At 34.4% G+C, this 26,240-nt stretch carries 26 protein-coding genes; 8 read left to right on the top strand and 18 right to left on the bottom strand.

The features are described 5' to 3' along the window. The first annotated feature begins 84 nt into the window (after positions 1-84). Complete coding sequence (gene murI / locus HN014_RS09695; protein WP_176028684.1) at positions 85-873, top strand: glutamate racemase; 789 nt, start codon at positions 85-87, stop codon at positions 871-873. 15 nt (positions 874-888) lie between these two features. Here the strand turns inward: murI and HN014_RS09690 are convergent, their stop codons facing one another. Then, positions 889-1,620: a LytTR family DNA-binding domain-containing protein gene (locus tag HN014_RS09690; protein ID WP_176028683.1), complete on the bottom strand. Its 732-nt coding sequence runs from the start codon at positions 1,618-1,620 to the stop codon at positions 889-891. Then, entirely contained in the window at positions 1,617-3,797 is a 2,181-nt protein-coding gene (locus HN014_RS09685) for a histidine kinase (RefSeq protein ID WP_176028682.1), read from the bottom strand. The genes HN014_RS09690 and HN014_RS09685 overlap by 4 nt, the downstream gene beginning before the upstream one ends. Positions 3,798-4,021: 224 nt before the next feature. Between HN014_RS09685 and HN014_RS09680 the strand changes: the two genes are divergently transcribed. After that, positions 4,022-5,176, top strand: a complete 1,155-nt coding sequence (locus tag HN014_RS09680) for a VWA domain-containing protein (protein ID WP_176028681.1) — start codon at positions 4,022-4,024, stop codon at positions 5,174-5,176. A 44-nt stretch (positions 5,177-5,220) separates the two neighbouring features. Here HN014_RS09680 and HN014_RS09675 read toward each other — a convergent pair whose 3' ends face one another. After that, positions 5,221-6,231 (bottom strand): type IX secretion system membrane protein PorP/SprF, encoded by a 1,011-nt coding sequence (locus HN014_RS09675; protein WP_176028680.1) that lies wholly within the window; start codon positions 6,229-6,231, stop codon positions 5,221-5,223. Between the two features lie 374 nt (positions 6,232-6,605). On the opposite strand from HN014_RS09675, the gene HN014_RS09670 reads away from it, so the two are divergent. From HN014_RS09670 to HN014_RS09650, 5 genes are all read left to right on the top strand, one after another. Next, positions 6,606-7,517, top strand: a complete 912-nt coding sequence (locus HN014_RS09670) for a NifU family protein (RefSeq protein WP_176028679.1) — start codon at positions 6,606-6,608, stop codon at positions 7,515-7,517. 129 nt (positions 7,518-7,646) lie between these two features. After that, positions 7,647-7,847 carry a dodecin family protein gene (locus HN014_RS09665; protein ID WP_176028678.1) on the top strand — a complete coding sequence of 67 codons (201 nt, stop codon included), beginning with the start codon at positions 7,647-7,649 and terminating at the stop codon, positions 7,845-7,847. Positions 7,848-7,940: 93 nt separating this feature from the next. Then, positions 7,941-10,073 carry a thioredoxin domain-containing protein gene (locus HN014_RS09660; RefSeq protein ID WP_176028677.1) on the top strand — a complete coding sequence of 711 codons (2,133 nt, stop codon included), beginning with the start codon at positions 7,941-7,943 and terminating at the stop codon, positions 10,071-10,073. 41 nt (positions 10,074-10,114) lie between these two features. Beyond that, entirely contained in the window at positions 10,115-10,822 is a 708-nt protein-coding gene (locus HN014_RS09655) for a hypothetical protein (protein WP_176028676.1), read from the top strand. 143 nt (positions 10,823-10,965) lie between these two features. After that, positions 10,966-11,667: a hypothetical protein gene (locus tag HN014_RS09650; RefSeq protein ID WP_176028675.1), complete on the top strand. Its 702-nt coding sequence runs from the start codon at positions 10,966-10,968 to the stop codon at positions 11,665-11,667. Here HN014_RS09650 and tsaB read toward each other — a convergent pair whose 3' ends face one another. The 15 genes from tsaB to cyoE form a co-directional block, all read right to left on the bottom strand. Beyond that, the gene (gene tsaB / locus HN014_RS09645; protein ID WP_176028674.1) at positions 11,668-12,333 is read right to left on the bottom strand and encodes a tRNA (adenosine(37)-N6)-threonylcarbamoyltransferase complex dimerization subunit type 1 TsaB; all 666 of its coding nucleotides are present in this window, start codon (positions 12,331-12,333) and stop codon (positions 11,668-11,670) included. Positions 12,334-12,385: 52 nt separating this feature from the next. Next, entirely contained in the window at positions 12,386-13,663 is a 1,278-nt protein-coding gene (locus HN014_RS09640; RefSeq protein WP_176028673.1) for an efflux RND transporter periplasmic adaptor subunit, read from the bottom strand. A gap of 54 nt (positions 13,664-13,717) precedes the next feature. Continuing rightward, positions 13,718-15,166 carry a TolC family protein gene (locus tag HN014_RS09635; RefSeq protein WP_176028672.1) on the bottom strand — a complete coding sequence of 483 codons (1,449 nt, stop codon included), beginning with the start codon at positions 15,164-15,166 and terminating at the stop codon, positions 13,718-13,720. 53 nt (positions 15,167-15,219) lie between these two features. Further along, a complete protein-coding gene (locus HN014_RS09630; protein ID WP_176028671.1) occupies positions 15,220-16,332 on the bottom strand; it encodes an efflux RND transporter periplasmic adaptor subunit in 1,113 nt (370 codons plus the stop codon). A 37-nt stretch (positions 16,333-16,369) separates the two neighbouring features. After that, positions 16,370-17,635, bottom strand: a complete 1,266-nt coding sequence (locus HN014_RS09625) for an ABC transporter permease (RefSeq protein ID WP_176028670.1) — start codon at positions 17,633-17,635, stop codon at positions 16,370-16,372. A gap of 1 nt (position 17,636) precedes the next feature. Beyond that, entirely contained in the window at positions 17,637-18,884 is a 1,248-nt protein-coding gene (locus tag HN014_RS09620; protein WP_176028669.1) for an ABC transporter permease, read from the bottom strand. After that, entirely contained in the window at positions 18,877-19,578 is a 702-nt protein-coding gene (locus HN014_RS09615) for an ABC transporter ATP-binding protein (RefSeq protein WP_176028668.1), read from the bottom strand. The genes HN014_RS09620 and HN014_RS09615 overlap by 8 nt, the downstream gene beginning before the upstream one ends. 236 nt (positions 19,579-19,814) lie before the next feature. Continuing rightward, entirely contained in the window at positions 19,815-20,048 is a 234-nt protein-coding gene (locus tag HN014_RS09610) for a hypothetical protein (protein WP_176028667.1), read from the bottom strand. Positions 20,049-20,054: 6 nt separating this feature from the next. Then, positions 20,055-20,597 (bottom strand): DUF420 domain-containing protein, encoded by a 543-nt coding sequence (locus HN014_RS09605; protein WP_176028666.1) that lies wholly within the window; start codon positions 20,595-20,597, stop codon positions 20,055-20,057. Between the two features lies 1 nt (position 20,598). Further along, the gene (locus HN014_RS09600) at positions 20,599-21,330 is read right to left on the bottom strand and encodes an SCO family protein (protein WP_176028665.1); all 732 of its coding nucleotides are present in this window, start codon (positions 21,328-21,330) and stop codon (positions 20,599-20,601) included. Between the two features lie 6 nt (positions 21,331-21,336). Continuing rightward, positions 21,337-21,990, bottom strand: a complete 654-nt coding sequence (locus tag HN014_RS09595) for a hypothetical protein (RefSeq protein WP_176028664.1) — start codon at positions 21,988-21,990, stop codon at positions 21,337-21,339. Between the two features lie 141 nt (positions 21,991-22,131). Next, positions 22,132-22,491, bottom strand: coding sequence for a cytochrome C oxidase subunit IV family protein (locus HN014_RS09590; protein ID WP_176028663.1), 360 nt, complete (start codon positions 22,489-22,491; stop codon positions 22,132-22,134). Between the two features lie 19 nt (positions 22,492-22,510). Further along, complete coding sequence (locus HN014_RS09585) at positions 22,511-23,602, bottom strand: cytochrome c oxidase subunit 3 (RefSeq protein WP_176028662.1); 1,092 nt, start codon at positions 23,600-23,602, stop codon at positions 22,511-22,513. A 48-nt stretch (positions 23,603-23,650) separates the two neighbouring features. Further along, on the bottom strand, positions 23,651-24,232 hold the full coding sequence (locus HN014_RS09580) for a cytochrome c oxidase subunit 3 (protein WP_176028661.1): 582 nt from the start codon (positions 24,230-24,232) through the stop codon (positions 23,651-23,653). Continuing rightward, a complete protein-coding gene (cyoE, locus tag HN014_RS09575; RefSeq protein WP_176028660.1) occupies positions 24,223-25,125 on the bottom strand; it encodes a heme o synthase in 903 nt (300 codons plus the stop codon). Before cyoE ends, HN014_RS09580 begins: the two co-directional genes overlap by 10 nt. 227 nt (positions 25,126-25,352) lie before the next feature. Between cyoE and HN014_RS09570 the strand changes: the two genes are divergently transcribed. Then, entirely contained in the window at positions 25,353-26,231 is an 879-nt protein-coding gene (locus HN014_RS09570) for an MBL fold metallo-hydrolase (protein ID WP_176028659.1), read from the top strand. The last annotated feature ends 9 nt before the right edge of the window (positions 26,232-26,240 follow it).

Below are 26,240 nucleotides of genomic sequence, written 5' to 3'. Positions count from 1 at the left end.
TCTGCTGTTTTTTTTGATATGCACTCGTATTCTTTTTAAAAAGAAATAAATAAACGTTGTAAATTTGACAATAAATCACCTACAATGAACAATGGAGTTATCGGTATTTTTGATTCAGGTTTAGGAGGCACTTCCATATGGAAAGAAGTCGCTTCGGTACTACCTAATGAAAATACGATTTATCTGGCTGATAGTAAACATGCTCCTTATGGCAAACGAAGCAAAGAAGAAATCATTTCTCTCAGCATCAAAAACACTGAAAAACTACTCAACCTTAATGCAAAGGTAATTATTGTAGCCTGTAATACCGCCACTACTAATGCTATTGACGTTTTGAGAAATTCTTATGATATTCCATTTATTGGTATCGAACCAGCTATCAAAACTGCCGCTTTAAAAACAAGAACAAAAAAAGTAGGTGTTCTTGCTACTCAGGGAACCTTATCCAGTAGGCTGTTTAATGAAACTTCGGATCTATACGCTAAAGAAATAGATGTCATTGAAGTAGTAGGAACCGGTTTAGTAGAATTAATAGAATCCGGGGATATCGACAGTCCTGAAATGCGTAGTCTCCTAAATTCCTATATTACTCCTCTAGTACAAAAAAATATCGACCATTTGGTTCTCGGATGTACTCACTACCCTTATTTACTCCCAATTCTAAACGAATTATTACCCCAAACAACTGTGGTTATTGATTCAGGAGAAGCAGTTGCCAAACAGACCAAAAACATCCTTGATAAACACCAGTTAATAACATCACAAACAACAAAAGGCACTCATTCTTTTTATACAAATAAGGAAATTACTCCCTTAAAAAACATACTAGCAGGAGTTTCTTTTCGTCATACCGTAGACTACTTAGATTTTTAGCCTCGTTCTGTAAGTTTATTTAAAGAAATCTAACAACATTTTCTTTTTGGAAGAAGACACCATCAACTCCTTACCTGTAGATAAGATCACACTTCCTCCCTTTCCTTTTTTGTATTTTACAACCATATTCACATTGACCAGGTAACTCTTATGAATTCTGGCAAAACCAAATTGTGCCAGAGAATCTTCAAAAAACTTTAATGTCTTACTGACTAGTTTCTGTCCTTGCTTTAAGAAGATCTTTGTGTAATTATCATCTGCCTGGCAATACACTATATCCGATACATCTAATACCTCAAAACCATCTTGCTGCGGAATAGTAATTTTCCCTTCTACTCCCGACATTTTAGAAACCAGTACCGTATCCTGTAATACCTGCTCTTTTTCTTTTATAAACTGTACATGTTCGACTGCTTTAATCAAGTCATCAATTGCAATTGGTTTTAGTAAGTAATAAGTAGCCTGTGCATTCAATGCTTCAATAGCATAATGATCATAAGCTGTAACAAAAACAGTTTCAAATTTTCTATCAGGAACTTGCTCTAATAGGTCAAATGCATTTCCGTATGGCATTTCTACATCCAAAAACAATATATCAGGTTCTTCATCCGCCAAGAGTTCTAATGTTTCTTTAACACTGGAAGCTTCTCCTAAAATTTCTACTCCTTTACAATATTTATTCAGGTAATTACGAAGAATTTTTCTACTATTTACCTCATCATCTGTAATGATTGCTTTTAAACTCATATATCTCTTTTTAATTTCAACACAACCAAAGTACCTCCCTTATCAACAGTCAGATCAGACACTGCTACTCCTACTCGATTTTTATACATCTTATTCAGAATCTGAATACGTTGTTTGATATTACTCATTCCTTTGGATTGCTGCTTTTTTTGATGCTGTGTCTTTATTTCTTTAGATTTTGCTCTTCCTATTCCATCATCAGCAATTGAAATTTCAATTGTCGATATATCCAGCTTTTTAAATGTGATCTGCAAAACCCCTTTCTCATGCTTATATCTCAATCCATGCCATACCGCATTCTCTACATAAGGTTGTAATAACATTGGAGGAATTTTATAATCCCCGACTTTTATTGACGGATCCACTTCAATCGTATAATCAAACTTATCCTGAAACCTAAAATGTTCTAATTGGGTATAAAGCTCTAATAACTCTATTTCTTTTTCCAAAGGAATAAAGTCCATCTCACTGTTTTCTAAAACGGATCGCATCAATAATGAGAAATCTGTCAGATAACGATTCGCCGCCCGCTCATCATTGGTTGCTATAAATGTGTTTACTGAGTTTAATGCATTAAAAATAAAATGAGGATTCATTTGAGACCGAAGTGATTTCAATGCCAGCATATTATTCGCATAACGTTGTTGCTTCATATTCCTATACATCAAATACCCCATAAACAATAACAATACCGTCAGCCCTATTAAAGAATAGATAATTATCTGCTGCCTGAGACTACGCTGTTTTGATAATTCCTGAGCAGCTAAGGCTAGTTTATATTTACTTTCGCTTAATTCTCTGTCTTTTTCCAGGGTAGAAATACGATTGGCTTTTTTAGTTAATTCTCTACTAAACCGGGCAGCTTGAGAAATCTCCTGTTCTTTTAGGATATACAGCTTATCAATAATAACTTCATATTCTTTAAAAGCTTCGGATGCTTTTTTTAGATCTCCTTTTTCTCTATATACCTCCCCTAATTTTCTGGTAGCATCTTTCTGCACTACTAAGTCATTTTTAGAAGCAGCTTCTTTTATACTTTCTTTCAGATAAGGAATTGCTACATCATAATCTTTTTGGGAAGCAAGAGCATTGGCTATTTTATAATTCTGTACTTGTGGAGATAGGGATTGATCTTCCAGCATATTTGTCGGTTCAGCTTCTTCCAGTTCTTCTATATCTTCCAAGGTTTCTTTTCGCAATTCAATCTCTTTTTCGAAGCTATTTCTCTTGTTATAAAAATCTGCTGCTATAGCACGCTGTTTCGCCACCGTCTTCTTATCTTTTTGATCTGCTAACTCCACTGATTGATCCATATACCCAGCAGCAGCTGATAACTCTCCTTGTTTTTGCAATATCTCTGCCAACTTAGCATTCAATAAGATAACTTTTTCATCTAGTTTCTTTTTACTACGACTTAAGGACAATGCCTGATTGTAACTCTTTTCTGCTTCCTTATACCTGTTTAAGGCAGCATATGCATCTCCTCTTCCCTCATATAAGATTACTTTCTCTTCTTTTTTTATTCTGGTTGATAACAGACTATTAAACGTAAGTAGCGCTTTTTCATACTGCTTATTTGCCAATTGTGCCTCTCCCAATTTAATCTTAACAGCATCTCTATAAGTATTATCCAAACTTGTCTGGTAATTAGCTTCTGCTAAGTCTGCTTGCTTCCAATACAAATACACATCTCCTAAAATTTTATACAACCGAGCTTTCTTTTCATGCCCTAAAGGGTCATCAGCTTCGATACTTGCCAATGCTTTCTCTGCATGACCTATGCTTTTTCCTGCATCTTTTTTCATCTGTTGTAACGATGCCTTAATTTCTTTTTCAAAACTCAGGCTTCGTTTTTTCCTCTCAAACTCTCTTTTTCTCCCCTCTCTACTTTCCTCTACCAAAACTTCTATCTTTTGACCATCTGTTATTTCATGTCGTACCGTATGAAAACTATCATGACTGATAATAAGTTCGTCCCCTATAGCCGCTTGTATTCTAAAATCTCCTAAAGCATTTGTTTCTGTACCACTACCTATAATTGTTTTCACCTCAACCCCTTGAATAGGCTTGAGTGTATTCTTCTCCTTAACAGTTCCCCTTATTGTTATTTTTTTTTCTTGAGAAAAAGTGAGTAATGGAACCACTAATAAAAAAAGTATTGTAAACGTTCTCATCATCTTCTTTGATTTGATATCAAGGTAAACTTAACCTATTTACACAAGAAAATAAAATCCCCTATTTCTTTGACAAGCGATATCTATTGATTTCAAAGAAGCAAACAATGCACTCCCTAAACAAAAGAATATTTTCCCTAACTAAAAAGTCACCTATACTCATTTGCTGTTTTTATCAAAAAAAGTTACTCATAGATTTATACTAATAATTAAAAACAGCGATTCTTATGAAAACAGTATACACCATATTATTTATTAGCTTTCTTTTTTCCTGCAATGCTAAGTCCAACACATATGACCAACTATTCTCTGACAACACTCATGTTGTACACACATCTAAAACAGACCCTAATACCAAGAATATTCAAGTGGCTTTACTACTAGATACTAGTAATAGTATGGACGGTCTCATAGAACAGGCAAAATCGCAGCTTTGGGAAATTGTCAACGAATTATCTTATGCTAAATGTGGTCATCATACTATTGCTTTGGAAATTGCCTTATATGAATACGGAAACGACAACTTAGCATCCAAAGAAGGGTATATCCGACAAGTACTTCCATTCTCAACCGATCTAGACGAGATCTCTAAAGAGCTTTTTTCATTAACTACCAATGGAGGAAATGAGTTTTGTGGAAAAGTTATTACCTCTTCTATTAATCAATTGGATTGGAAAAAAAATGATGATCATTTAAAGTTAATTTTTATTGCCGGAAATGAACCTTTTACTCAAGGTCCTGTACATTATAAAGATGCCGCTACAGATGCTTTGGAAAAAGGAATTACAATTAATACTATTTTTTGTGGTAATTATAATCAGGGGATTAATTCTATGTGGAAAGATGGAGCTAATATTACACACGGAGAATATACAGCTATAAATCACAATAGAGAAACGGTTCATATCATTACTCCATATGACGATATTATCCTACGCCTTAACCAACAATTGAATGAAACATACATATACTATGGCGCAGAAGGCGCACAGAAAAAACACTTACAACGACAACAAGATAAAAATGCACAATCTTATAGTGCTGCGAATGCAGTAAGCAGAACAATCAGTAAAAGCTCCGGATTCTACAAAAACAAAAGTTGGGACTTAGTAGATGCCGCAGAAGATGAAGCTTTTGAATTAAAAACTATTGAATCAGAAGCATTACCAGAAAACCTAAGAAAAAAATCTTCCGCAGAATTAAAACAATATATCACTAAAAAAGCTTCTGAAAGAAAAGAGATTCAACAAAAAATTAAGGATCTAAATAAAAAAAGAGTGCTTTATATCAAAAACCATAAAAACACAAAAGAGACAAGTTTGGAAACAGCTTTGATTAAGGCTATAAAAAAGCAGGGGGCTAAAAAATCATTTACCTGGTAAATCCAATAAAAAAGGAGGCTATTTCTAAGCCTCCTTTTTTATATTTAGTTTACTGCCGGACAATTACAATTCCAGCGTTCTTTTCTCTTACCAAAATCATATCCTAATGTCAGTTGATGAAATCCTCCATCGGTGAGCACTACAGAGTTCATTTGATAACTATATGTATACCCAAACATAAATTTCTTATAATTAGCCCCAACAAATGGAGTTATATATTGTAATTGCTGATTCTCTACCAAAACTCCATCCTGAGAAAACTCAGCACCATCCAAGCTTCTACGATATGATATCCCTGCCCATAATTTTCCAAAATCAAAACTGCGATACCCTTTTAGGTTCATATCAATAGAACGTTCATCTGTTTCATCCGTCGCCATATACATAAATGAAGGTTCTACCGCCCAAAGCGTCCCTATATTTATAAGCCTACCTAAAGAAAACAAATATCTTCTTTGATTATTTGATTCCTTAATCGGCGTATTATTATCAAAAATATTTCTGGTAGTTGGCAATACATTCTTCACTGTAAAATGCGCATACCACTCTAAATAGTTGTATGACATTCCTATATCTACATTAAAATATGCATCTTTCTGAATACGATCGAGAATTACCGGATCTGGATTTGTTACATCATCTAGTCCTCTCAAATCGACATTCGATTGGATAAACCCTGCATTCATACCAAAAGATAACATATTCAAGTCTGTCCTATCTCTAGAAAAAAGAAGATGATATGCCATAGTCGCATAAAAACCGGTTTGGGAAAACCTCCCGTTTTCATCTTTAAAAATCGTACCTCCCAAACCTACTTTATCACTGGTTCTGAAATTAAAGTTGGCTGTTTGCAAATTAGGGGCATTATCAACATCAAACCATTGCTTTCTGGCTGTTAGTCGTATCTTATTCGCATTTGCTGCTCCTGCCATTGCCGGATGTACTAAATACAGATTATCTGATAAATAATCCGCATATACTGGCAATCCCTCTTGTGAAATCACAACTTGAGAAACTAGCAATACAAAAAATAAATAGGTTTTTTTAAAATTCATTTTGGGACGTGTCTTCTTTAACTTTATGTAAGAATATTTCTTTTGGCATCTATAAACAAAAAGTGCATAACCACTTTTGATTAACAGACAATTACAAATTATTTATTTTTAAAAAGTATCATGTGATCGCGATAAAGATATAAATTTTTAATAACAACTAATTCTAACGCTATTAGCTGTTCTATTTTAAGTCCTTACTTTTTCTTAAAAAACAGCCCCTGTACAGATACTATTAAAAACCAATTATATTCTTTTTCAATACAATAGTAGTCAAAATAGCGCAAAGTAGTATGTTATATAAATCTTAAAATTCATAATTCCCTATAAATATAAAAACCGCAGCTCTTTTTAGTAAATTTGCAAAAAATTAGATTATGGAAAAGAATTTTGAAGTAACAATAGAACCTACATCAAATTCCAATATTGTTAAGTTTGAAGCTAATTATTTTTTAACCCAGCATACAAGTCATGAATTTGAAAACATTGACCATGCAAAAAACTCTCCGTTAGCACAACAGTTATTTTATCTCCCCTTTGTAAAAAAAGTATTCATCGCTCAAAACTTTGTGGCAATTGAAAAATATAACATCGTAGAATGGATCGATATACAGGATGAAGTCGCTAAACAAATTGAGAAATATTTAAACAGTGGTCAGGAAGTTATCATAGAAGAACAAGAAAAGAAAGCGAAAAAAGTCCCTGTTTCCATCTATGCAGAAAGTACTCCAAATCCTTCAGTGATGAAATTCGTAGCGAATAAAAAGTTAGTCGTCGCCGGCCATGAATTCAAGAGCATTGACGACACAAGTGAATCACCTCTTGCACAAGCTTTATTTCATTTCCCGTTTGTCAAAGAGGTATATATAGATGAGAACTATATTTCTATAAATAAATATGAAGTAGCAGATTGGAATGAAGTGACAATGGAGTTACGGGAATTTATTAGAAATTATCTGGAAGAAGGAAAAGAAGTACTCACTGCTAATGCTACAATTTCCAAAAAAGAAATTGAGAAAAAAGAAGATACCAACTTCGAAAACCTGGATGAAACCTCAAAAGATATTATCAGTATTATAGACGAGTATATAAAACCTGCTGTCGCAAACGATGGGGGTAATATTTTATTTGATTCTTACAATCCGGAAAGTAAAGTTGTAAAAGTTATTCTTCAGGGGGCGTGTAGCGGATGTCCTTCTTCTACTTTTACTCTAAAAAACGGTATTGAGAATATGCTAAAAGAAATGTTACGAGATAAAGTATCTCATGTCGAAGCTGTAAACGGGTAATTAAACGACATATTCGTCATTACATCGATTAAATACTAAAAAGAACACTTGCCTTTTTTTTAATAAAGCACAGTATGTTGTATCTTAGAAACTGTATACTAGTTTATTAACCATAAAAAAAAGACAATAATGGCAATTGTTAAAGTAATTGAAGTATTGGCTAACTCAGAAAAAAGCTGGGAAGATGCTACCAAACAAGCAGTAAAACAAGCTGCAAAATCAGTTAAAAACATCCGTTCTGCATATGTAGCGGAACAGAGTGTTGTTGTTAATGATAATGAAGTAACTGAATTCAGAGTAAATCTTAAGATTTCTTTTGAAGTAAAATAAAAAAAGATACTGTTTCTTTTTTAAAAAGCATCTCATAGTCTGAGATGCTTTTTATATTTTAGAGGATTTCAATATCAATGACATCCAAGGCATATGAATATCAATCTTCTCCTAGAAAAACTCTTTTTAATTCTTCTGATTATGCTGTTAAGCAATTGCTCTGATCAGAAAAAGAGTACGATAACAGAACCGCTATACACTAATGACCTCATACACGAAACTAGTCCTTATCTTCTACAGCATGCGCACAACCCCGTAAACTGGAAACCGTGGAACAATACAGCACTAACCAAAGCCAGGGAAGAAAACAAATTAATTATTATTAGTGTAGGATATGCAGCCTGCCACTGGTGCCACGTTATGGAAGAAGAAAGTTTTGAAAACAAAGAGGTCGCTGAACTCATGAATAAAAACTTTATTGCTATCAAAATCGACCGGGAAGAACGCCCGGATATAGATCAAATCTATATGAAAGCAGTACAATTAATGACAGGAAGCGGGGGATGGCCTCTAAATGTAATTGCACTTCCCGATGGAAGACCAATATGGGGAGGAACATATTTCCCCAAAGAAAGCTGGCTCACTTCTCTGGAAAAGATTGTCGACGTTTATCAAAAAGAGCCTGCTAAATTATATGAATATGCTGATAAATTAGAACAGGGCATAAAAACAATGGATCTGATCCCTGATAACACAACAGATACTACCTTTGATAAAGCCTTTATACAAAAAGCGGTAGATTCCTGGAGCACTTTATTTGATCATACACTGGGAGGGATTAAAAAAAGCCCAAAGTTCATGATGCCTAACAACTATCATTTTTTATTGAGATATGCACACCAAAAAAAAGACAGCAGTCTACTTAAGTATACCTTAAATACCCTTTCCAAAATGTCATATGGAGGAGTCTATGATCATATAGGGGGAGGTTTCTCCAGGTATTCTACGGATGAGAAGTGGCATGTACCTCATTTTGAAAAAATGCTCTATGACAACGCACAACTCGTAAGTCTATATGCAGATGCATATCTGGCAACTAAAGATTCCTGGTACAAAACAGTGGTATATGAAACCTTAGAATTTGTATCAAACGAACTTACAAATGAGGAAGGAGCCTTTTTCTCTTCATTAGATGCAGATAGTATGACTCCCCAGCAAGAACTAGAAGAAGGGGCTTTCTATGTATGGAAGAAAGATGAACTAAAATCACTTCTAAAAGAAGAGTATGATATTTTTGCCAAGTACTATAACATTAACTCCTATGGAATCTGGGAAGAGAATAAATATGTCCTGATCAAAAATGAAAATGATTCCTTGTTTGCTCAACAACAAAACATGAGTATACAAGAACTCGACCAAGCTGTTTTGCAATGGAAAAGCCTTCTTCTCTCCTATCGAAACAAACGCAAAAGACCTCGTCTGGATGACAAGACACTTACCTCATGGAATGCTTTAATGATTAAAGGATATGTGGATGCTTACCGTGTTTTTGGTGAAAAAAAGTTTTTGGATGCTGCTGTCAAAAATGCGAACTTCATAAAAAAACACTTACTAAAAAAAGATTTTTCTCTATTCCATAATTACAAAAATGGGGTTAGTTCTATTAACGGATACTTAGAAGATTACGCCTCAGTTATCGAAGCATATATTCAATTATATCAAATAACCGCAGAAAACGAATGGCTCTTTACATCTCAAAAACTGGCTGAATATACTCTGACCCATTTTTATGATGCGGAAACAACATTATTTTATTTTACGTCTGACAAAGACCCAAAACTAATCTCCAGAACTATTGACTACACAGACAATGTAATCCCAAGTTCTAATTCCATTATGGCTAAGAATTTGTTTTTACTATCTCATTATTTAGATCAAAAAAAATACAATGTAATCAGTACCAAAATGATTCAGACAATCTTACCAAAAATAGAAGAATACCCTTCTGGATATTCCAATTGGCTAGATGTAATGCTGAATTACACATACGACTTTTACGAAGTTGTCATATCAGGTCCACAAGCATCAAATAAGCTCCCTGTATTGAATCGTCATTATATTCCTAATAAGTTATTAGCTGTTTCTGATTCTCCATCTGATATGCCTCTTTTAAAAGACCGGTATATAGGAGAAGATACTTTTATTTTCGTATGTGTACAAAACACCTGTAAATTACCCGTAGAGAGTGTAGACGAAGCTGTTTCCCTGATCGAAAACAACAATTAGCAAAAAATCACTATATTTCTGCTTATCAAACAATTAAAAACATGAAAAAAAACATATTACTTTTATCCCTATTTTTATCAATAAGTTTTAATGGGATTTCACAAGACACAGCTACTCGAACCAGAACATTACTTGATATGATTTCTCATCATTATGTAACATTAAAAAACTTAAAAGATGTAAATTTAAAGAATGTGCAAGGATCTCCTTATGAATCAAATGATTTTCAAATAGGAACTATTTTTCATAAAATCTCTGGACAAAAGATTAAAGCTTTTTTAAGATATAATGCCTATTCTGATGAAATAGAAGTTAAAAAAGAAAACACTGGAGAGGACGTTAGCAACCTAATAAAGAACCCGAATATTATTGTCATTCTAAATGACAAAGAATACCATTTAAAACAATTCACAACGATTGCTAATAACAACTCAGAAGGTTTCTTAATAAAAGAACCTGAAACCCCTGTATTTTATAAATTATCAAAAGAATACATCCCTGCTACAAAAGCAAAGACATCATATCATCCTGCCAGCCCAGCAAAATTTAAAAACATCAAAAACTATTTTCTTGAAATCAATGATGAAGTAAAAGAGGTTATTCAACATAAAAGCAAGGTCGTTTCTGCCTTTCCTTATAAACACAGAGACGCATTAAAAAGCTTTATTAAAAAAGAAAAATTAAAGTTTAAAAAAGAAGATGACTTGGTTCAACTAATCGCTTTCTACAATACAATAAAAAAGGGATAATTAACAAATATCGAACGATTGTATTTACATCTTTTTTTCGAAAAACACGTCTTTCTTGGGTGAAAAACACATAAAGAAAGTACGTGTTTTTTGTATTTTACAGATTATTTCATTATATTCAAAGACCTTAAATTGAATGTGTTATGATAAAATTTCTACCCTATCTACTTTTTTTCACCTCCACAGTTGTCCTCGCACAGCTCCCCAAATCCCTAGTTGAGCCCTCCGAAAGAGTAACCATGTTTGATGATTATAACGGATCAATCTTTACCAGCTCTAGTTTTAAAGATGCAAGTGTTATACATGAAAAATCCGGTACTTTTGACACCAAATTGCGATATAATATCTATCTGGATATTTTAGAATATAAATCTCAGGACGAACTATATCACGTAACAAAATCTCCTACAGTTCATGCCCGAATAGACGGGGATTATTTTTACTATTGTGATTTTGTAAATCAAAGAGGATTAGAAAGAAAAGGATATTATGTTTTAGTTCAAATGAATGAAAATTATAGTATTTATAAGAAATTTACGCTTAAAATAACAGAACCTGAAAGCGCTTCCAGAATTATGACCTCTACTCCAGAACCTGGAAGGCTCAAAACTATCAGGACTTATTATCTGGAAGAAAACGGAGTCATCATGGAGCTATCGCTTGATAAATCCGAAATTTTAGCAACTTTAGAAGACCATGGAGATGCCTTGAAAAAATACATGAAGTCAGAAAAGATTAAGCTAAAAAAAGAAGAAGACTTAATTCAGTTTGTAGCTAAGTATAATGCATTAAAAAACAGTGAAGACTCTTCTAATCGAAGTCTGATCGTCAATAAAAGCAATTAATTAACCTGCTACAAAATCTTTTAAATAGTACGGTTCGAAGTAAGCAACATCTTCAAAGTCTTTTGCTTTATATTTATCATAGGCTAATTGACACATTTCTCTTGCAGAAGGAAGTTTATCACAGATAAAAGTTGCATTGGATGCTGTACAGATATCTTTGAATTTAGCTACACCATTACCAATAAACACTACCTGATTCTCCTCCTCTAAAAAGGATACAAATGAATCTGTAGTTAATATTTCAGCCTTTGTAGTTCTTACTTCTTCATAAGAAACACCAGAAAACACTGCTGAATACACTTCCATACGTCTGGCATCTAGCATAGGAACGACATAACCTTCATTAGCTTGTACCTGTTTAGCAAGTGATGTGAGGGTAGGAATAGAAATCATAGGAATATTTAAAGCATATGCTAATCCTTTTGCAGCAGATACTCCTATTCGAAGGCCGGTATAAGACCCTGGACCTTTACTGACTGCAATTGCATCAAGAGCATTTATAGAAATAGATGCTGTTGCGATTACATCTTCTATAAATAGATGCAATCGCTCTGCATGAGAGTATTGGTTGCTGTAATCTTCCTTAACAGCTACAATCTGATGATCTTTTGCAATTGCAACGGAGCAGTTGGTCGTCGATGTTTCAATACATAGGATATAGGCCATATTCCCTAAAAATTTAGGCAAATATACAGCCTTATAATCAAATCTTCATTTTTTAATCTTCAGATTCTTTTCCCTTTTTCTTCGCCTGCACCTTATCTCCTGTCTTTAATGTCTTAGTCACTACATTATATGGTCCTGTAATCACCTCCTCACCTTCTGATAACCCTTTTAGAATCTCTATATTGCTATTATCCTGAATGCCCGTTTCTATTACGCGTAATGTCGCTTTTTCTCCTTTTTTAACAAAGACACACTCAAATTTCTGATCCTCGTCAACTTTGCTTTCCTTGACAACCTTTTTTCTTGTAGAAGAAGTATCGTTTTTTATAACAATGGCACTAATAGGTACTCCAACAATCGATTCTCTTTTATTAGTAATAACATCTACTGTAGCAGTCATCCCTGGTCTGAACGGAGAATAATGTGCTGGTTTTCCTTCCAATAAATCTTTATATGATTTTTCCAGAATTCGAACTTTTACCTTAAAGTTAGTAACCTGGTCTGAACTCAAGGCGTTTTCGGCTGAATTTGCAATCTCTGTAACCAATCCTTTAAACTGTTTTTTCAGATATGCATCTACTTCTACCTCTGTAGAATCTCCAACAGAAATTTTTACAATATCATTCTCATTCACATCCACCTCTACTTCCATGTTATTAAGATCTGCAATCCTCATAATCTCAGTACCAGCCATTTGCTGAGTTCCTACCACACGTTCCCCTAGTTCTACATTAAGCTTAGAGACTGTACCAGACATAGGAGCATAAATAGTTGTTCTATTCAAATTATCTTTTGCTTCATTTACTGTAGCCTGAGCACTTCTTACATTATAAAATGCAGATTGCTTAGTCGCCTCAGCAACTTCATAAGCAGAAACCACTCTATCCCATTCTGATTTAGAAATCACTCCTTTTTCAAAAAGCGCTTTATTTCGATCATAATTATATTTTGCCTCCTTCAGGCTTGCCTCCGTTTGTCTTAAGTTAGCTTTTACATTTTGTAGAGAAGCTTGAGATCGGTTTAGACCTGACTGGATAATATCCGGGTTAATCCGAACCAGCAAGTCTCCCTTTTTAACTTGTTGTCCTTCTTTGATAGGCAATTCGATAATCTCTCCGGATACTTCTGATGACAATTTCACTTCTACTTCAGGTTGAATTTTCCCTGTAGCCGCCACCGTCTCAACAATATCAATTTTCTCTATCTTGGTTATTTCTACTTCCTTATAGTTCCCATTTTTACCGAACCATCCTGCTTTTTTTCCATAGACAAGTCCGCCTATCAGGATAATAATTAACACCGAAATAAATATAATAGTCTTTCTACTCATAGCTCTTTTGTTTTGTAAATTACGTCTCTTATATCGCTATTAAAGAATTATTGATCAAAGTTTTATATCAGCTACCTTCACACCAAAATACAGCTCTAATACCTTTAATTTAAAAATATAATCAAACTTAGCTCTTACGGCTTTACTCTGGGCATCTTCCAATCTAAATTTTGACTGGCTAAAGTCAAATGCATTGGTAAGTCCTACATCATACCTGTCTTTTGCATATTCATAGGCTCTTTCTTGTGCTTTTACAGCAACTTCTGATGCTTCATAAGCCTCTGCTGTTCCTCTGGCATCCAAATACGCCTGATATACATTACTATCCAAATCCAGTTTAGCCTGTTCTAATCTAAAAGCGGCCTCTTTTACAGCTACCTTTCTCCTTTTCACATTATTTCTCACAGAAAACCCATTAAATATAGGAACGTTAAGACTTAATCCATACGAAATTCCGTCATTATTAGATAATTGATCGAAAAACGGTAATGGATTTTGTTCTTGTGTCAACAGGTTTGGTTTTTGCGTCGTTACTACTTCTCCTGTACTTGGAACAACTCCTACCGGCATTGTTCTCAATGGATTATCTGGATCTAATACCTGTACCGGAACCTTAGCTCCTGATTCCCTTGTACCATATGAAAAAGAACCATTCAAGGTCGGATAATAATCACTTCTTGCCAACTGCAAATCTTTTTCTGCCAGCAACTGGTTTTGTTCGGCAATCTGAACCTCGTACCGAGCTTCTCTTGCTTTTCCTATTACCTGTTCTACAGGTTTTTCTAAAATTTCTGAAGTAGGGACTAAATAATCTTTTTCTGCTATATCAAAACTTTCATAATCCTTGATCAACAATATCTGTGCTAAAGCTACTCTTGCTATTTTTACAGCATTTTCTGCCTGTACTATTCTTGTAATTTCATCGGCAGAAGTAGCTTCTATTTCCAGTAAATCTCCTTGTGGTAATACCCCTGCCTCTACCTGATCTTTTGTTCTTTTTAGATTCTCTAGGGTGATCTCATGTTGTTTTTCTATTACTTTTAGAGATTCTCTATTTAACAATATCTGCAAGTAACTATTCGCAACAGACAACACAATATCATCTTTTGATTTCCCCAGGTTATACTGACTCAGCAACTGATTCATTTTTGCTCTTTGGAACTGCCGAATATTTTTTAATCCATTAAAAATATTTACTCCTACAGAAACACTGTAATTTGAGTTTCTTGACGTCTGTGTCTTTAAGGTTCCTGTCAAAAAATCCGTAGTAAGTCCTGTATTCCAAAAATTAGAGGCACTTGCATTTACAGTAGGCAGAAAATTTGCAAAAGCATCATTCTTATCGATATCTGCAGTTTCTACACTAAGAGCAGATTGCTTAATGGTAATATTATTTTCCAAAGCATATTCTACACATTCTTGTAATGTCCATTTTTTTTGCTGAGCCTCGGTAGTCCAAACTCCCAGGAGGACGTATAATAAAATTGAAATTTTAATCTTCATAATGCCTATTTGTATGTAATTGACTGATGTTGTTACATTATTTTGAGTAAAAATTAGTTATCAAACTCTGATTTCTTGATTTGATTCCAAACTTTTATTTTATCATTTTTTGAAATTCCTTCTTTAACCTCTACATTAATTCCATCACTGATTCCCAAAACGACATCTCTATGTTCAAACTTTTGCTCTCCGGTTTCTACTTCTACATACGGTTTTTGTGTTTTTACATCATATTGAATTAATGCTTCTTTTAGAGCCATAACGCTATCTACTTTTGCCAAGATGATAGACGCATTAGCACTTAATCCTGCTCTAATAAATGTAGTATCCTTTTTATCTAGCGTTCCTTTTATTTCGAATTGGATCGCTCCATTTTCTTCTTTTCCTTTTGGTGCTATGTAATCTAGTACTGCTTGGAATTTTTTGTTTTCAATTGCTCCTACAGTGATCTCTAATGGTAAATTTTCTTTTATTCTTCCTACTTCACTTTCATCAACTTTCCCTTCGAATATCATTTTACCAATATCCGCGATAGTTGCAATAGTAGTTCCTTCATTAAAGTTATTTGCTTCAATAACCTGATTTCCTTCTTTGACAGGTACTTCTAATACCATTCCATCTACTGTGGAACGTATTAATGTATTCGCAGCCGTTCCCAAGCCTCTGGCACTTCCAGTTTTTACAATCTGGTAATTCTGTAAAGAAGACTGATACGCTTGTTTTGCCTGTTTAAAAGCGACATCAATTCCATCAAATTCATTTGCTGAAATCACACCTTTATCAAAAAGTTCTTTCTGGCGATTGTATATTTTTTCCTGATTTGTCAAATCGATCTTGGAGGTTTCTACTCCATTTCTAGCACTTTGCAATGTAGATACATTAGGAATTACTCGAATTTTAGCAATAAGATCTCCTGACTTAATTTGATCCCCTGCCTCAATATACACTTCTTGGATCACTCCAGAAATATTTGGTTTAATCAACACTTCTTCTTTAGGAACAATATTCCCTGTAGCTACCGTCTTTTTTATAATTGTTTCTGTCGTTGCCTGCTCTGTTTCATACACAACAGGATCTTCCTGGTTCTTTTGATACAACCAATACAACGATCCTGAAAATACAATGGCTATAATAAGTAAAATAATAACTGTTATGGTTTTCTTCATTGTCCTATGAATTTTATCACTTGATGATTATGTTATTTTATTCTGTTCTTAATGCGTCAATAGGTTTTGTTTTTATAGCTACCTGAGCAGGAATTAATCCTGCCAGCAAGCCACTTGTAATCAATATTAGCAATGCTACAAATACCACTGTGAGATCAACACTTGGATTTGCAAACATGGTATCGTCATTGGCTGGCATTCCATCCAACACTTTATTAATAATTAGAATTACTCCAGTCGATACAGCAATGCCCAGCATTCCAGATATAATGGTAAGAAACATCGATTCCAGCAGTATCTGTCCACGAATCGCCCATGGAGACGCTCCAATGGCTCTCCGTATTCCGATTTCTTTGGTTCGTTCTTTTACTACAATCAGCATAATGTTACTGATCCCAATAATCCCGGAAAGCAATACTAATATCCCTACAAAATATGCCACTCCCCGTAAAGCCACAAAGAGACCATTGATCTTGCTAAATTCTTCGTAAAGGTCAAAATTCCCAACTGCTCTATCGTCATCCGGATGAATCGTATGATTCACTTTGACCACATCAATAATATCTTTTTTCAAATTCGTAATTGAATTCTGATCCGTTGCTGTGATAGCCATCCAGCCCACTCTATCTCCATAATTAAATGCCTGAGAAAAGGAAGTAAAGGGCACATAGATTTCTTTTTGTCCTTCTTCTCCATCTCCATCTCCTGATTTCTTCTTATAAGTGCCAATAACCATAAAATTCACTCCCTGGATCTTTATATAGTCTCCAACTGAAACTTCCCCTGGCTTAAACAGTTCTTTTTCTACTCCGTGACCAATAACAGCTACTTTTCGATTATTTTCAATATCGCCATAGTTAATAAATCTCCCTGAGGTAATTGTAATTGGATCTTGTTTTATAATCTCAGGATAGTCTCCATATACATTAAAAGCACCAGTATTAAGTCCTCTTACCACATTATTTGTTCCTCCGAAACCTCCTAATTGATTTCTTGGAGAAACATACAATAATCCAGGAACCTGATCTTTTATAGATACGACATCACCTATTTTAAAATTATACCGCCTTCCTTTAGGCAATCCTTTATAAGGCTTAGACACTACTTGTGTCCACATAAACATAGTATTGGTTGCTATATCTCCGAAGCCTTGCTTAACTCCATTTTCTAATCCTTTTCCTGCAGCAAGCAGAATAACCAGAATAAAAATTCCCCAGAACACTCCGAAAGCAGTAAGAATGGTTCTAAACCAATTTGCTGTTAATGCTTCTAATATTTCATTCCATCGATCTCTGTTAAACATATTATTCGTCTCTAAGTGCTACAATAGGTCTAATACGGGCGGCTCTCCAAGCCGGGAAAAATCCAGCAATTGCTCCTGCCAGAATAAGGATAAAAACAGTTGATATTGCAATATTAAAATTCACTGACGGGTTTGATATAAAGTCTGTTTCTACCATAGGCCCTACAAACTCCAGCAATAGCAATCCTCCTATGAGTCCTGAAAAACCAGCAAAAGTGGTTACAAAAATTGCCTCTTGCAAAATCATCCCTATAATCGAAAGTGGTAATGCTCCTAAAGCTTTTCGTATTCCGATTTCTTTAGTTCGTTCTTTTACGATGATAAGCATAATATTACTAACTCCTACTACCCCTGCAATAATCGTACATACTCCAACCCACCAGAAAAAAGCTTTAATCATAAATATCAGATCATAAAATCGCTTTGCCCTTTCGAGTGAATTATTGATTCCTATTGCTCGTTCATCTTCAGGTGCTATGATATGTTTTTTCTTCAGGTAAGAAGTCATAGATGCTACAAAAGCTTTTGACTTCTCCACTGCTGTCTTAAAATCCTTTTCAGGCTTTAATGTATATGATAGATTATTTATAAACTGTCCCCTATTAAAAACTTGTTGGGTAGTGGTAGATGGCAAGAAAAAGCGATTCTCCTCTCGTTCTCCACCTTTATCAGAATAGACTCCAACTACTTTAAAAAGAATACTATTGAGCTTTACAAACTTTCCGAGAGGGTCTTCTCCGTTTTTGAACAAATCTTTTTGAATTTTATGTCCTATTACGGTAACTTTTTCTTTTTGATCAATATCATTTTGATTCAGAAATCGACCTGAGACCATTTTTTGGTTTTCAATAATTTGAAAACCTGGCGCAACTCCTTCTATTCTATAACTACCGGATTCTTTTTTATATGAAGCAAGTGCTCCCCAAATTCGTACCCTGGGAGATTGTTGATCTATTAATTCTTTATTTTTTTCATATATAACCGAGTAATCTTCATTAGTCATACTAAAAAAACGTCCCGGATTAAGTCCTTTATACTCCACAGAAGTAGCATTTGTCCATACCCAAATACTATTAGAGGCATCATCTTCAAACTCTCTGGAAATTCCGTTTTGCATCCCTTGCCCTACGCCTAGTAAAATTACCAGAATAAAGATTCCAGATGCTACTGAAAGCCCTGTTAGGAAGGTTCGCAATTTATTTTTGCGAATGGTATCAAATATTTCCTGCCAACGCTCTAAACTAAACATGGGCAGAAGCTCTTACTTGTTCTACAAATGTATCATCTATGATCAATCCATCTTTCAGATTTACTACCCGTTTGGTCATATCTGCTATATCGGGTTCGTGAGTAACAATCAAGATTGTTTTTCCTTCATCATTAATTCCCTGAATTAACTCCATTACCTCATAAGACGTTTTAGTATCCAATGCTCCGGTAGGTTCGTCTGCCAATAATACTTTTGGTTCTGATGCTAATGCTCTAGCAACAGCAACTCGTTGTTTTTGTCCTCCCGACAATTCATTGGGGAGGTGCCCTGCCCAATCAGCCAAGCCCACCTTATCGAGATAATGCATCGCTTTTTCTGTCCGTTCTTTCCTCTTTGCCCCCTGATAGTATAATGGCAACGCCACATTGTCTAATGCACTTTTATATGTAATCAGATTAAATGATTGAAAAATAAACCCTAAAAATTGATTCCTGTATTTTGCCGCAATCTTCTCATTAAGATTTTTTATAGGAACATTATCAAGAAAATAGCTCCCGCTATCTGCTTCATCCAGCATCCCAATGATATTAAGTAATGTAGATTTCCCAGAACCGGAAGATCCCATAATAGCAACTAACTCTCCCTCTTGAACATTAAAATTTATTCCTTTTAAAACATGAAGAGAATTGCTCCCCATCTTATAAGATTTGTGCAAATCTTTAATTTCTATCATAACGATATATTAGAGTTATACTACCATTACACCTCAATACCCAATCGCATTGAAATAAATGTACAAGATCTATTTAAAGTCTTGTATTGAGTATAAGACTAAAAGAGAGCGCATTCGTTACAAGTCATATGTTAAAAAATAATTAATATTAATTATTTTTTATACAATTACTCTCATTTCATCAGGGATTTAAGATCAAAAAAATGCAAGTTCATGTTAGGAAAGAAAAACATGAATTAACTTTCTTCTTTTTTCCTTTTCTTATTTTTATAAAGTACATATCCGATTCCTCCTATAAGAATATAAGGAATCACCATCAGATACAGTATACCGTTATTCAGTCCTTTTGCTGTACTCTGTCCTTCCTCACTTTCCAGCACCGCTCTACACATAGCACATTGTGCATCGACAGGAAGGCTAAAGAAAAAAAGTAGTATCACAAGGCTCCAAAGACTCTTTTTTCTTAACATAACCAATTAATTATAATAAGGAGAAATCATCAAATACACAACCACCCCCGTAATTGCTACATATAACCAAATGGGAAATGTAATTTTGGCTATTTTTTTATGTTTATCAAAACGATTAGCCAATGCTTTAACGTAGGTAATCAAAACAAAAGGGATAACTGCGATTGATAATAAAATATGTGTAATCAAAATAAAATAATACACATAGCGTATTACTCCTTCTCCTCCATATACAGTAGAATCACTTGTCATATGATATGCTATATACATGAGTAAAAAAAGCACTGAACACCCTATTGCCAATTTCATCAACTGTTCATGTAGTTTAATTTTATTATTCTTCACTGCCCATAATGCGGTACATAAAATCACAGCTGTCACCCCATTTATTCCTGCATAAATAGGGGGCAGAAACATCATAGGTTCGACATCAAACCCCATTTTTCTGAGGTTCACCCCAAACAAAGCTGCTACCGCCAGCGGAATACCTACTGAAAGAATAACAATCCACTTGTTATATTTTTTCTCCAACACATCACTTTTTTCCATCTTACTTCTTTTTCAATAATTTTTTAATATCCGCTAACAATATAGAAATTTGTTCTTCTTCTCCTTTTTCATCCATCTTCTCCTCTACATCAATGGTTCCTCTATAATAAATAATTGGATTTCCGGCTTTGTCATACCTTGAACGCAAATATCCATCCTGATCGACTAAAGCAAAAAAACCGCTGTGTTCAAATCCTCCTGGGACATTTTCATTTTCTTCTGCATAAATATTAAACCCTTTATTCGCTAACTCAAACAATTGTTCCATATCCCCCGTCATGAAATGCCAATCAGGATTAGTCACTCCATAAGCTGTCGCATATTGTTTAAGTTTTTTTGGAGTATCTCTAGTTGGGTCTATAGTAAATGAGGCAATTCCAAATCCTTCTTCTTCTTTTAATTTATTCTGGAGATAGACTAGGTTTCTACTCATTTTCGGGCAAATAGTAGGACAACTTGTAAAGAAAAAATCAACAACATACACTTTGCCTTTAAAATCGTGATTCGTAATCATCAAACTATCCTGATTCAGAAATGCAAACTCCGGAACTTTTTTAGCCTCTCCGTTAATCTTTAAATAGGCTAGCTTTTCATTTGACACCGGATTATCCGCACTCATTCTATTATTTTTAGTAACAGCATTCCCTTTAATCCTATTAACAATTTTTGGAATAAAAATAATTCCAAAAATCAATACTATAAATGATATCCCAACGTAAGAGTATTTTTTCATTCCAATTTATTTTTCTTTCCTGTCTGCTTTGTATTTTTTTAATGCCAAACGATATTCTGCTAAAATCACTTTCACATCATCCACCATTACATTCGCCAGATCAGCTACTGAATTAGCAAGATATCCGTACACCATTGATTCTCCTTTTTCCGGATCTTCATCTCTTCCTCTAAGAGATCGATTTTTATCTACAATATACACGTAGTTTGTTGCCAGGTTTTCATCCAACGCATGATTCGTGTTTAGGCTATTAAACACCTTTTTGATATTCTCTTCGGTACCAAACATAAAATTCCAACCGGAAACATCTGCTATATTCCCTAACTCTTCTAATAACTTCTTAGCCTCTTCTTCACTTCCAAAAGGTAAAAGCATCACAAATTGAAAATCTTTAAACCCGTGATTTTTTTTATATATCTTTTGATTTAAATTAAAAGCATTCCCTTGCTTATTGTGTAAATTCTTTCCTAAAAAGCCCAGAATTGTAATTTTATCGTTTAGACTTACTTGCTTATTCGTGAGTCCTTCGAACGCTTCCACATCACTTACATTTTCATTCAGTATCGGTAATTTTGCAAAGTTATGTACTCCAGAAGCAAAAAACAGATATGCGACTAATGGTAAGACAAACAGAACCCCGAGAACAACAAATTTTTTCATTATTTTATACGAATTGATTTCCGGTAAATAAACAGCGGGTTTCGCTCTTTTTATATCACCTGTAAATATGATGCAAAAATAAAAAAGACGGTTTAAAAAACCGTCTCTTTATATATTTTTAATACTCTTATCAGCTAAGTTTTAGAAGTCCCAGCTTTTGTACCCTCCTTTAAAAACTTCGTATACATAATCTCCCTCTGTAAGAAGAATAAATACGAGGTAACATATCAGGAAAACAGCTGTCCAAACTACTGATCTTCTCAATCCTTTTGTTTCTCCTTCCATGTGCATAAATGCCCATGTAATCAGATATGCTTTCCATATTGTAAGGATAATAAAGAACCAGTTTAATAATTTCATACTGATCAGATATGTATCAAGCATGAATGCCGGTTTCCATATACCAAAGAATACTTCTACTATGGTAATCGCAGAAAGTATATAAAATACATTCCAGATTCTTTTTGTATTTGATTCGTGATGTCCTGTACCGTGTGCCATTGTTTCTTATTTTTTTTTATTAAACCAAGTAAAAGAATGTAAATACAAACACCCATACTAAATCGACGAAGTGCCAATACAATCCAACTTTTTCAACCATTTCATAACTCTTTCTTCTTTCATAAGTCCCAAGAATCACGTTTATGAAGATAATAATGTTAATGATAACTCCAGAAAATACGTGGAATCCGTGGAATCCTGTAATAAAGAAAAAGAAATCAGCAAACAATGGAACACCATATTCATTATGACGAAGATTTGCTCCTTCTACTACTCCTGTAGCAGTATTCATTCTTTCTAAAGAGAATTCTCTTTTATAAATTGCTTTATGCCCTCTTTCTGTAGGGTTCGCCAATTGTTTTTCCAATCGATTCGCCAACGCTATATCCTTAGGGTTTCCAGAAGCCTTAAGCGCCTGAATATCCGGTACTAATTCCTGCGTTCGGATATAAAGATCTTTATTCCCTTTAAAACCTTCAGCTATCTCTGCAACAGTAAACGAAGGAAGTGCTCCTTCTTTATCGTACCAAATTCCGTTTTTTCTCTGATGTTGTGCTCTTTCGTTATGCGTATTTACTACAGCAATATCTTTTAAGGCAACTCTATGAAACTTTTTTGTACCGTCTTCTAATGTAACAGGCGCTACAAACTGAAGGATGTTTCCTCCTGCTGTCTCTACAGCACCATATTCACCTTTTATAAAGTTTTTCCATTCCCAGGCTTGCGACCCTACGAAGATAAATCCTCCTATGATGGTCAAAAACATGTAGATAATAACCTTATTTTTCTTAAGCTGATGTCCGGCATCCACTGCCAATACCATCGTTACCGATGAAAAAATCAGAATAAAAGTCATTAATGCTACATAATACATCGGAGCATCTACCCCATGTAAAAACGGAAAGTGATTGAACACTTCATCTGCTATAGGCCAAGAGTCTATAAATTTATATCTTGAGAAACCATAAGCTGCAAGAAAACCTGAAAAAGTAAGGGCATCTGACAGGATAAAAAACCACATCATCATCTTACCATAACTCGCGTTGAGTGGCTTATTATTACCTCCCCAGACTTTACCTTCTGTACCTGTTTTAATAACAGTTGTCTCCATAAAAAGTATTTGGTATTGTTAAAATTTCTACAAAAATAATCAATTTTATCATCTCACGAAATATAAAAACAAAAAGAGGTAGACCCATAAAAAATCTACGAAATGCCAATACATAGCACCCAGTTCTAAACCAAGGGTTTGCCCTGTTTTATATCTTTGTTTAAAATGATTATAAATTAGCACTAAAAGCACTATAACACCGCCTATTACGTGTGCTAAATGCGTTACTACAATTGCATAAATGAAAGAAGTCATTACAGTTGATTCACTTCCGGTAAAGAAATACCCTTGCGAAATAATCTGATCAAACCCTCTGAATTGTAAAAAAATAAAAAGTATGGAAAGAGCTAGTGTTACGATCAACAAGCTTGTTGCCAACTTCCTATTATTATTCAAAATTGCTTTTTTTACTAAAAACAATGTGATACTACTTGCTACAATAACCAGCACACTAACCACAAAAGCAACAGGAAACTCCAAGTCTGACAACCAGTCTTTTCTGTTTTTACTCACCACATAAGCACTGGTTAACCCTGCAAAAGTCATCACCATACTTGCCATTGCAAACCACATCATCGTCTTTTTGGCTCTAGCTGTTTTTTCAGCTACCGTACCTTGTGTTAAATCCATATTCGAATATATTTATCTGCTACGTAGATTATCTGTAGTAATGTTATATAAGAAACACTAACCAGCATCAGCTGCCTAGCACTTTTTGTATCTTTATTTTTATATAATCGTATTGCGTATTTCAACAAGAATAACCCTGATAAAAACACCAGAATTCCTGAAACAGGTGTTATATACAGACTTCCTGTTACTCCAAATACCGGAATCAAAGATGTAGCTATGGTCCACACAGTATACATCACTACCTGAGTAGCCGTTGCCTTATTTCTCTTTCCGGTAGGAAGCATAAAAAAACCTCCCTTTTTATAATCGTCAAATAAAAACCAACCTATAGCCCAAAAATGTGGAAACTGCCAAAAAAACTGAATCATAAACAGCGTCCCCGGCTCAATCCCAAAATCATTTGTAGCTGCCACCCACCCTAACATAAAGGGAATTGCACCAGGTATTGCCCCTACAAATACAGCCAAAGGTGTTTTGGTTTTTAGCGGTGTATACAAACTCACATAAACAAATATGGAGATCGCTCCAAACATCGCTGTCTTAGGATTTATTATATACAAAACTGTAAGCCCTAAAATCGTAAAGATACTCGCAATAATAAATGCTGTATTGATAGACATTCTACCAGAAGGGATCGGACGATTCTTGGTTCGATCCATCAACTGATCTAAATCGCGTTCAATTATCTGATTAAAAGCATTCGATGCTCCTACCATTAAATATCCTCCTATAGCTAACAGCACTAATGTAGACCAAGAGATTGTTTCTACTCCCAAAAGATACCCAGCGACAGAAGAAAAAACAACACTTAATGCTAATCGCATTTTAGTAATTTCTTTAAAATCCTGAATAATGGATGTTTTAGAAATATTTACGGAATCAATACTCAAATCTTGCACGTTTTCTGACTATCTTTTTAAAAAGTTGTGCAAAGATATACCTAAAATGCTTTTTAGACAACTTATAACTACTTATAATCCAACTTTTAACACCAAAGCACTTAAAACCAAACAAGAAACCTTCAATTTTTGACACAATAACATTTCTAATTTCACCTCTAAAGACAGTGATCAGTAATGATTCACCACTGATTTCGACCAATTTCAAAACAACATTCATGAAAACAATATTCCTTTTACCTCTTTTTATTTTTTCTTCTATACTCACGGCTCAAAAAAAAGAAATCACTATTGATATCACTCCGATAACTGATAACATATATCTACTTACCGGACAAGGGGGAAACATAGGTGTTTTCAAAAATGAAAAAGGTCTTTTTATTATAGACGATCAATTCGCCAGACTATCAGATAAAATCCTATCCCGGCTCAGTACCATAAGTGATCAAACAGTAACAATGGTTATCAATACACACTACCACAGAGACCATACCGGAGGAAATGCAAATATGACCAAACAGGGCGCCACTATTTTTGCACATGCAAATGTTCGAAAAAGAATGAAAAACAATCAAAAGAAAACAAACAGCCCCACCACTTCATCTCTTCCTGTAATCACATTTGATGAAGGTTTACAATTGTATTTTGACAATGAAGACATTCAAGTATTTCATGTACACAATGCTCATACTGACGGAGACGCCTTAGTGTATTTTAATCAAGGAAACGTACTACATATGGGAGATACATTTTTTAACGGCAGATACCCCTATATAGATCTTACGGCAGGGGGAAATATTAAAGGATACATTGAAGCTGTTCAAAAAGGCATCTTCATTAGTAATGAAGACACTCATATCATCCCCGGGCATGGAAAAATTGCATCTCAAAATGATCTCAAATCCTACCTAAATATGTTAGAAACAATCACCTCTTCCATTGAAAACGAAATAAAAAATGGAGTTCCGAAAAAAGACATCATTAGTAATTCCATACTAACTGAGAAGTATGACATCTTGGGATATGGAAACGGCTTCATCTCTTCAGAAAAATTCAGAGAAACCATTTATAGTAGTTTAACTCAAAAGCAATTATAACAAAAGAGC

It is taken from the genome of Aquimarina sp. TRL1, assembly GCF_013365535.1.
In the GTDB taxonomy this organism is placed as follows: domain Bacteria; phylum Bacteroidota; class Bacteroidia; order Flavobacteriales; family Flavobacteriaceae; genus Aquimarina; species Aquimarina hainanensis.
This window is presented reverse-complemented; position numbering and strand designations above follow the sequence as displayed.

Excerpts from the sequence above, each read along its gene's own strand:
- murI (WP_176028684.1), top strand. The coding sequence starts at position 85 with ATGAACAATGGAGTTATCGGTATTTTTGATTCAGGTTTAGGAGGCACT.
- HN014_RS09690 (WP_176028683.1), bottom strand. The coding sequence starts at position 1,620 with ATGAGTTTAAAAGCAATCATTACAGATGATGAGGTAAATAGTAGAAAA.
- HN014_RS09685 (WP_176028682.1), bottom strand. The coding sequence starts at position 3,797 with ATGATGAGAACGTTTACAATACTTTTTTTATTAGTGGTTCCATTACTC.
- HN014_RS09680 (WP_176028681.1), top strand. The coding sequence starts at position 4,022 with ATGAAAACAGTATACACCATATTATTTATTAGCTTTCTTTTTTCCTGC.
- HN014_RS09675 (WP_176028680.1), bottom strand. The coding sequence starts at position 6,231 with ATGAATTTTAAAAAAACCTATTTATTTTTTGTATTGCTAGTTTCTCAA.
- HN014_RS09670 (WP_176028679.1), top strand. The coding sequence starts at position 6,606 with ATGGAAAAGAATTTTGAAGTAACAATAGAACCTACATCAAATTCCAAT.
- HN014_RS09665 (WP_176028678.1), top strand. The coding sequence starts at position 7,647 with ATGGCAATTGTTAAAGTAATTGAAGTATTGGCTAACTCAGAAAAAAGC.
- HN014_RS09660 (WP_176028677.1), top strand. The coding sequence starts at position 7,941 with ATGAATATCAATCTTCTCCTAGAAAAACTCTTTTTAATTCTTCTGATT.
- HN014_RS09655 (WP_176028676.1), top strand. The coding sequence starts at position 10,115 with ATGAAAAAAAACATATTACTTTTATCCCTATTTTTATCAATAAGTTTT.
- HN014_RS09650 (WP_176028675.1), top strand. The coding sequence starts at position 10,966 with ATGATAAAATTTCTACCCTATCTACTTTTTTTCACCTCCACAGTTGTC.
- tsaB (WP_176028674.1), bottom strand. The coding sequence starts at position 12,333 with ATGGCCTATATCCTATGTATTGAAACATCGACGACCAACTGCTCCGTT.
- HN014_RS09640 (WP_176028673.1), bottom strand. The coding sequence starts at position 13,663 with ATGAGTAGAAAGACTATTATATTTATTTCGGTGTTAATTATTATCCTG.
- HN014_RS09635 (WP_176028672.1), bottom strand. The coding sequence starts at position 15,166 with ATGAAGATTAAAATTTCAATTTTATTATACGTCCTCCTGGGAGTTTGG.
- HN014_RS09630 (WP_176028671.1), bottom strand. The coding sequence starts at position 16,332 with ATGAAGAAAACCATAACAGTTATTATTTTACTTATTATAGCCATTGTA.
- HN014_RS09625 (WP_176028670.1), bottom strand. The coding sequence starts at position 17,635 with ATGTTTAACAGAGATCGATGGAATGAAATATTAGAAGCATTAACAGCA.
- HN014_RS09620 (WP_176028669.1), bottom strand. The coding sequence starts at position 18,884 with ATGTTTAGTTTAGAGCGTTGGCAGGAAATATTTGATACCATTCGCAAA.
- HN014_RS09615 (WP_176028668.1), bottom strand. The coding sequence starts at position 19,578 with ATGATAGAAATTAAAGATTTGCACAAATCTTATAAGATGGGGAGCAAT.
- HN014_RS09610 (WP_176028667.1), bottom strand. The coding sequence starts at position 20,048 with ATGTTAAGAAAAAAGAGTCTTTGGAGCCTTGTGATACTACTTTTTTTC.
- HN014_RS09605 (WP_176028666.1), bottom strand. The coding sequence starts at position 20,597 with ATGGAAAAAAGTGATGTGTTGGAGAAAAAATATAACAAGTGGATTGTT.
- HN014_RS09600 (WP_176028665.1), bottom strand. The coding sequence starts at position 21,330 with ATGAAAAAATACTCTTACGTTGGGATATCATTTATAGTATTGATTTTT.
- HN014_RS09595 (WP_176028664.1), bottom strand. The coding sequence starts at position 21,990 with ATGAAAAAATTTGTTGTTCTCGGGGTTCTGTTTGTCTTACCATTAGTC.
- HN014_RS09590 (WP_176028663.1), bottom strand. The coding sequence starts at position 22,491 with ATGGCACACGGTACAGGACATCACGAATCAAATACAAAAAGAATCTGG.
- HN014_RS09585 (WP_176028662.1), bottom strand. The coding sequence starts at position 23,602 with ATGGAGACAACTGTTATTAAAACAGGTACAGAAGGTAAAGTCTGGGGA.
- HN014_RS09580 (WP_176028661.1), bottom strand. The coding sequence starts at position 24,232 with ATGGATTTAACACAAGGTACGGTAGCTGAAAAAACAGCTAGAGCCAAA.
- HN014_RS09570 (WP_176028659.1), top strand. The coding sequence starts at position 25,353 with ATGAAAACAATATTCCTTTTACCTCTTTTTATTTTTTCTTCTATACTC.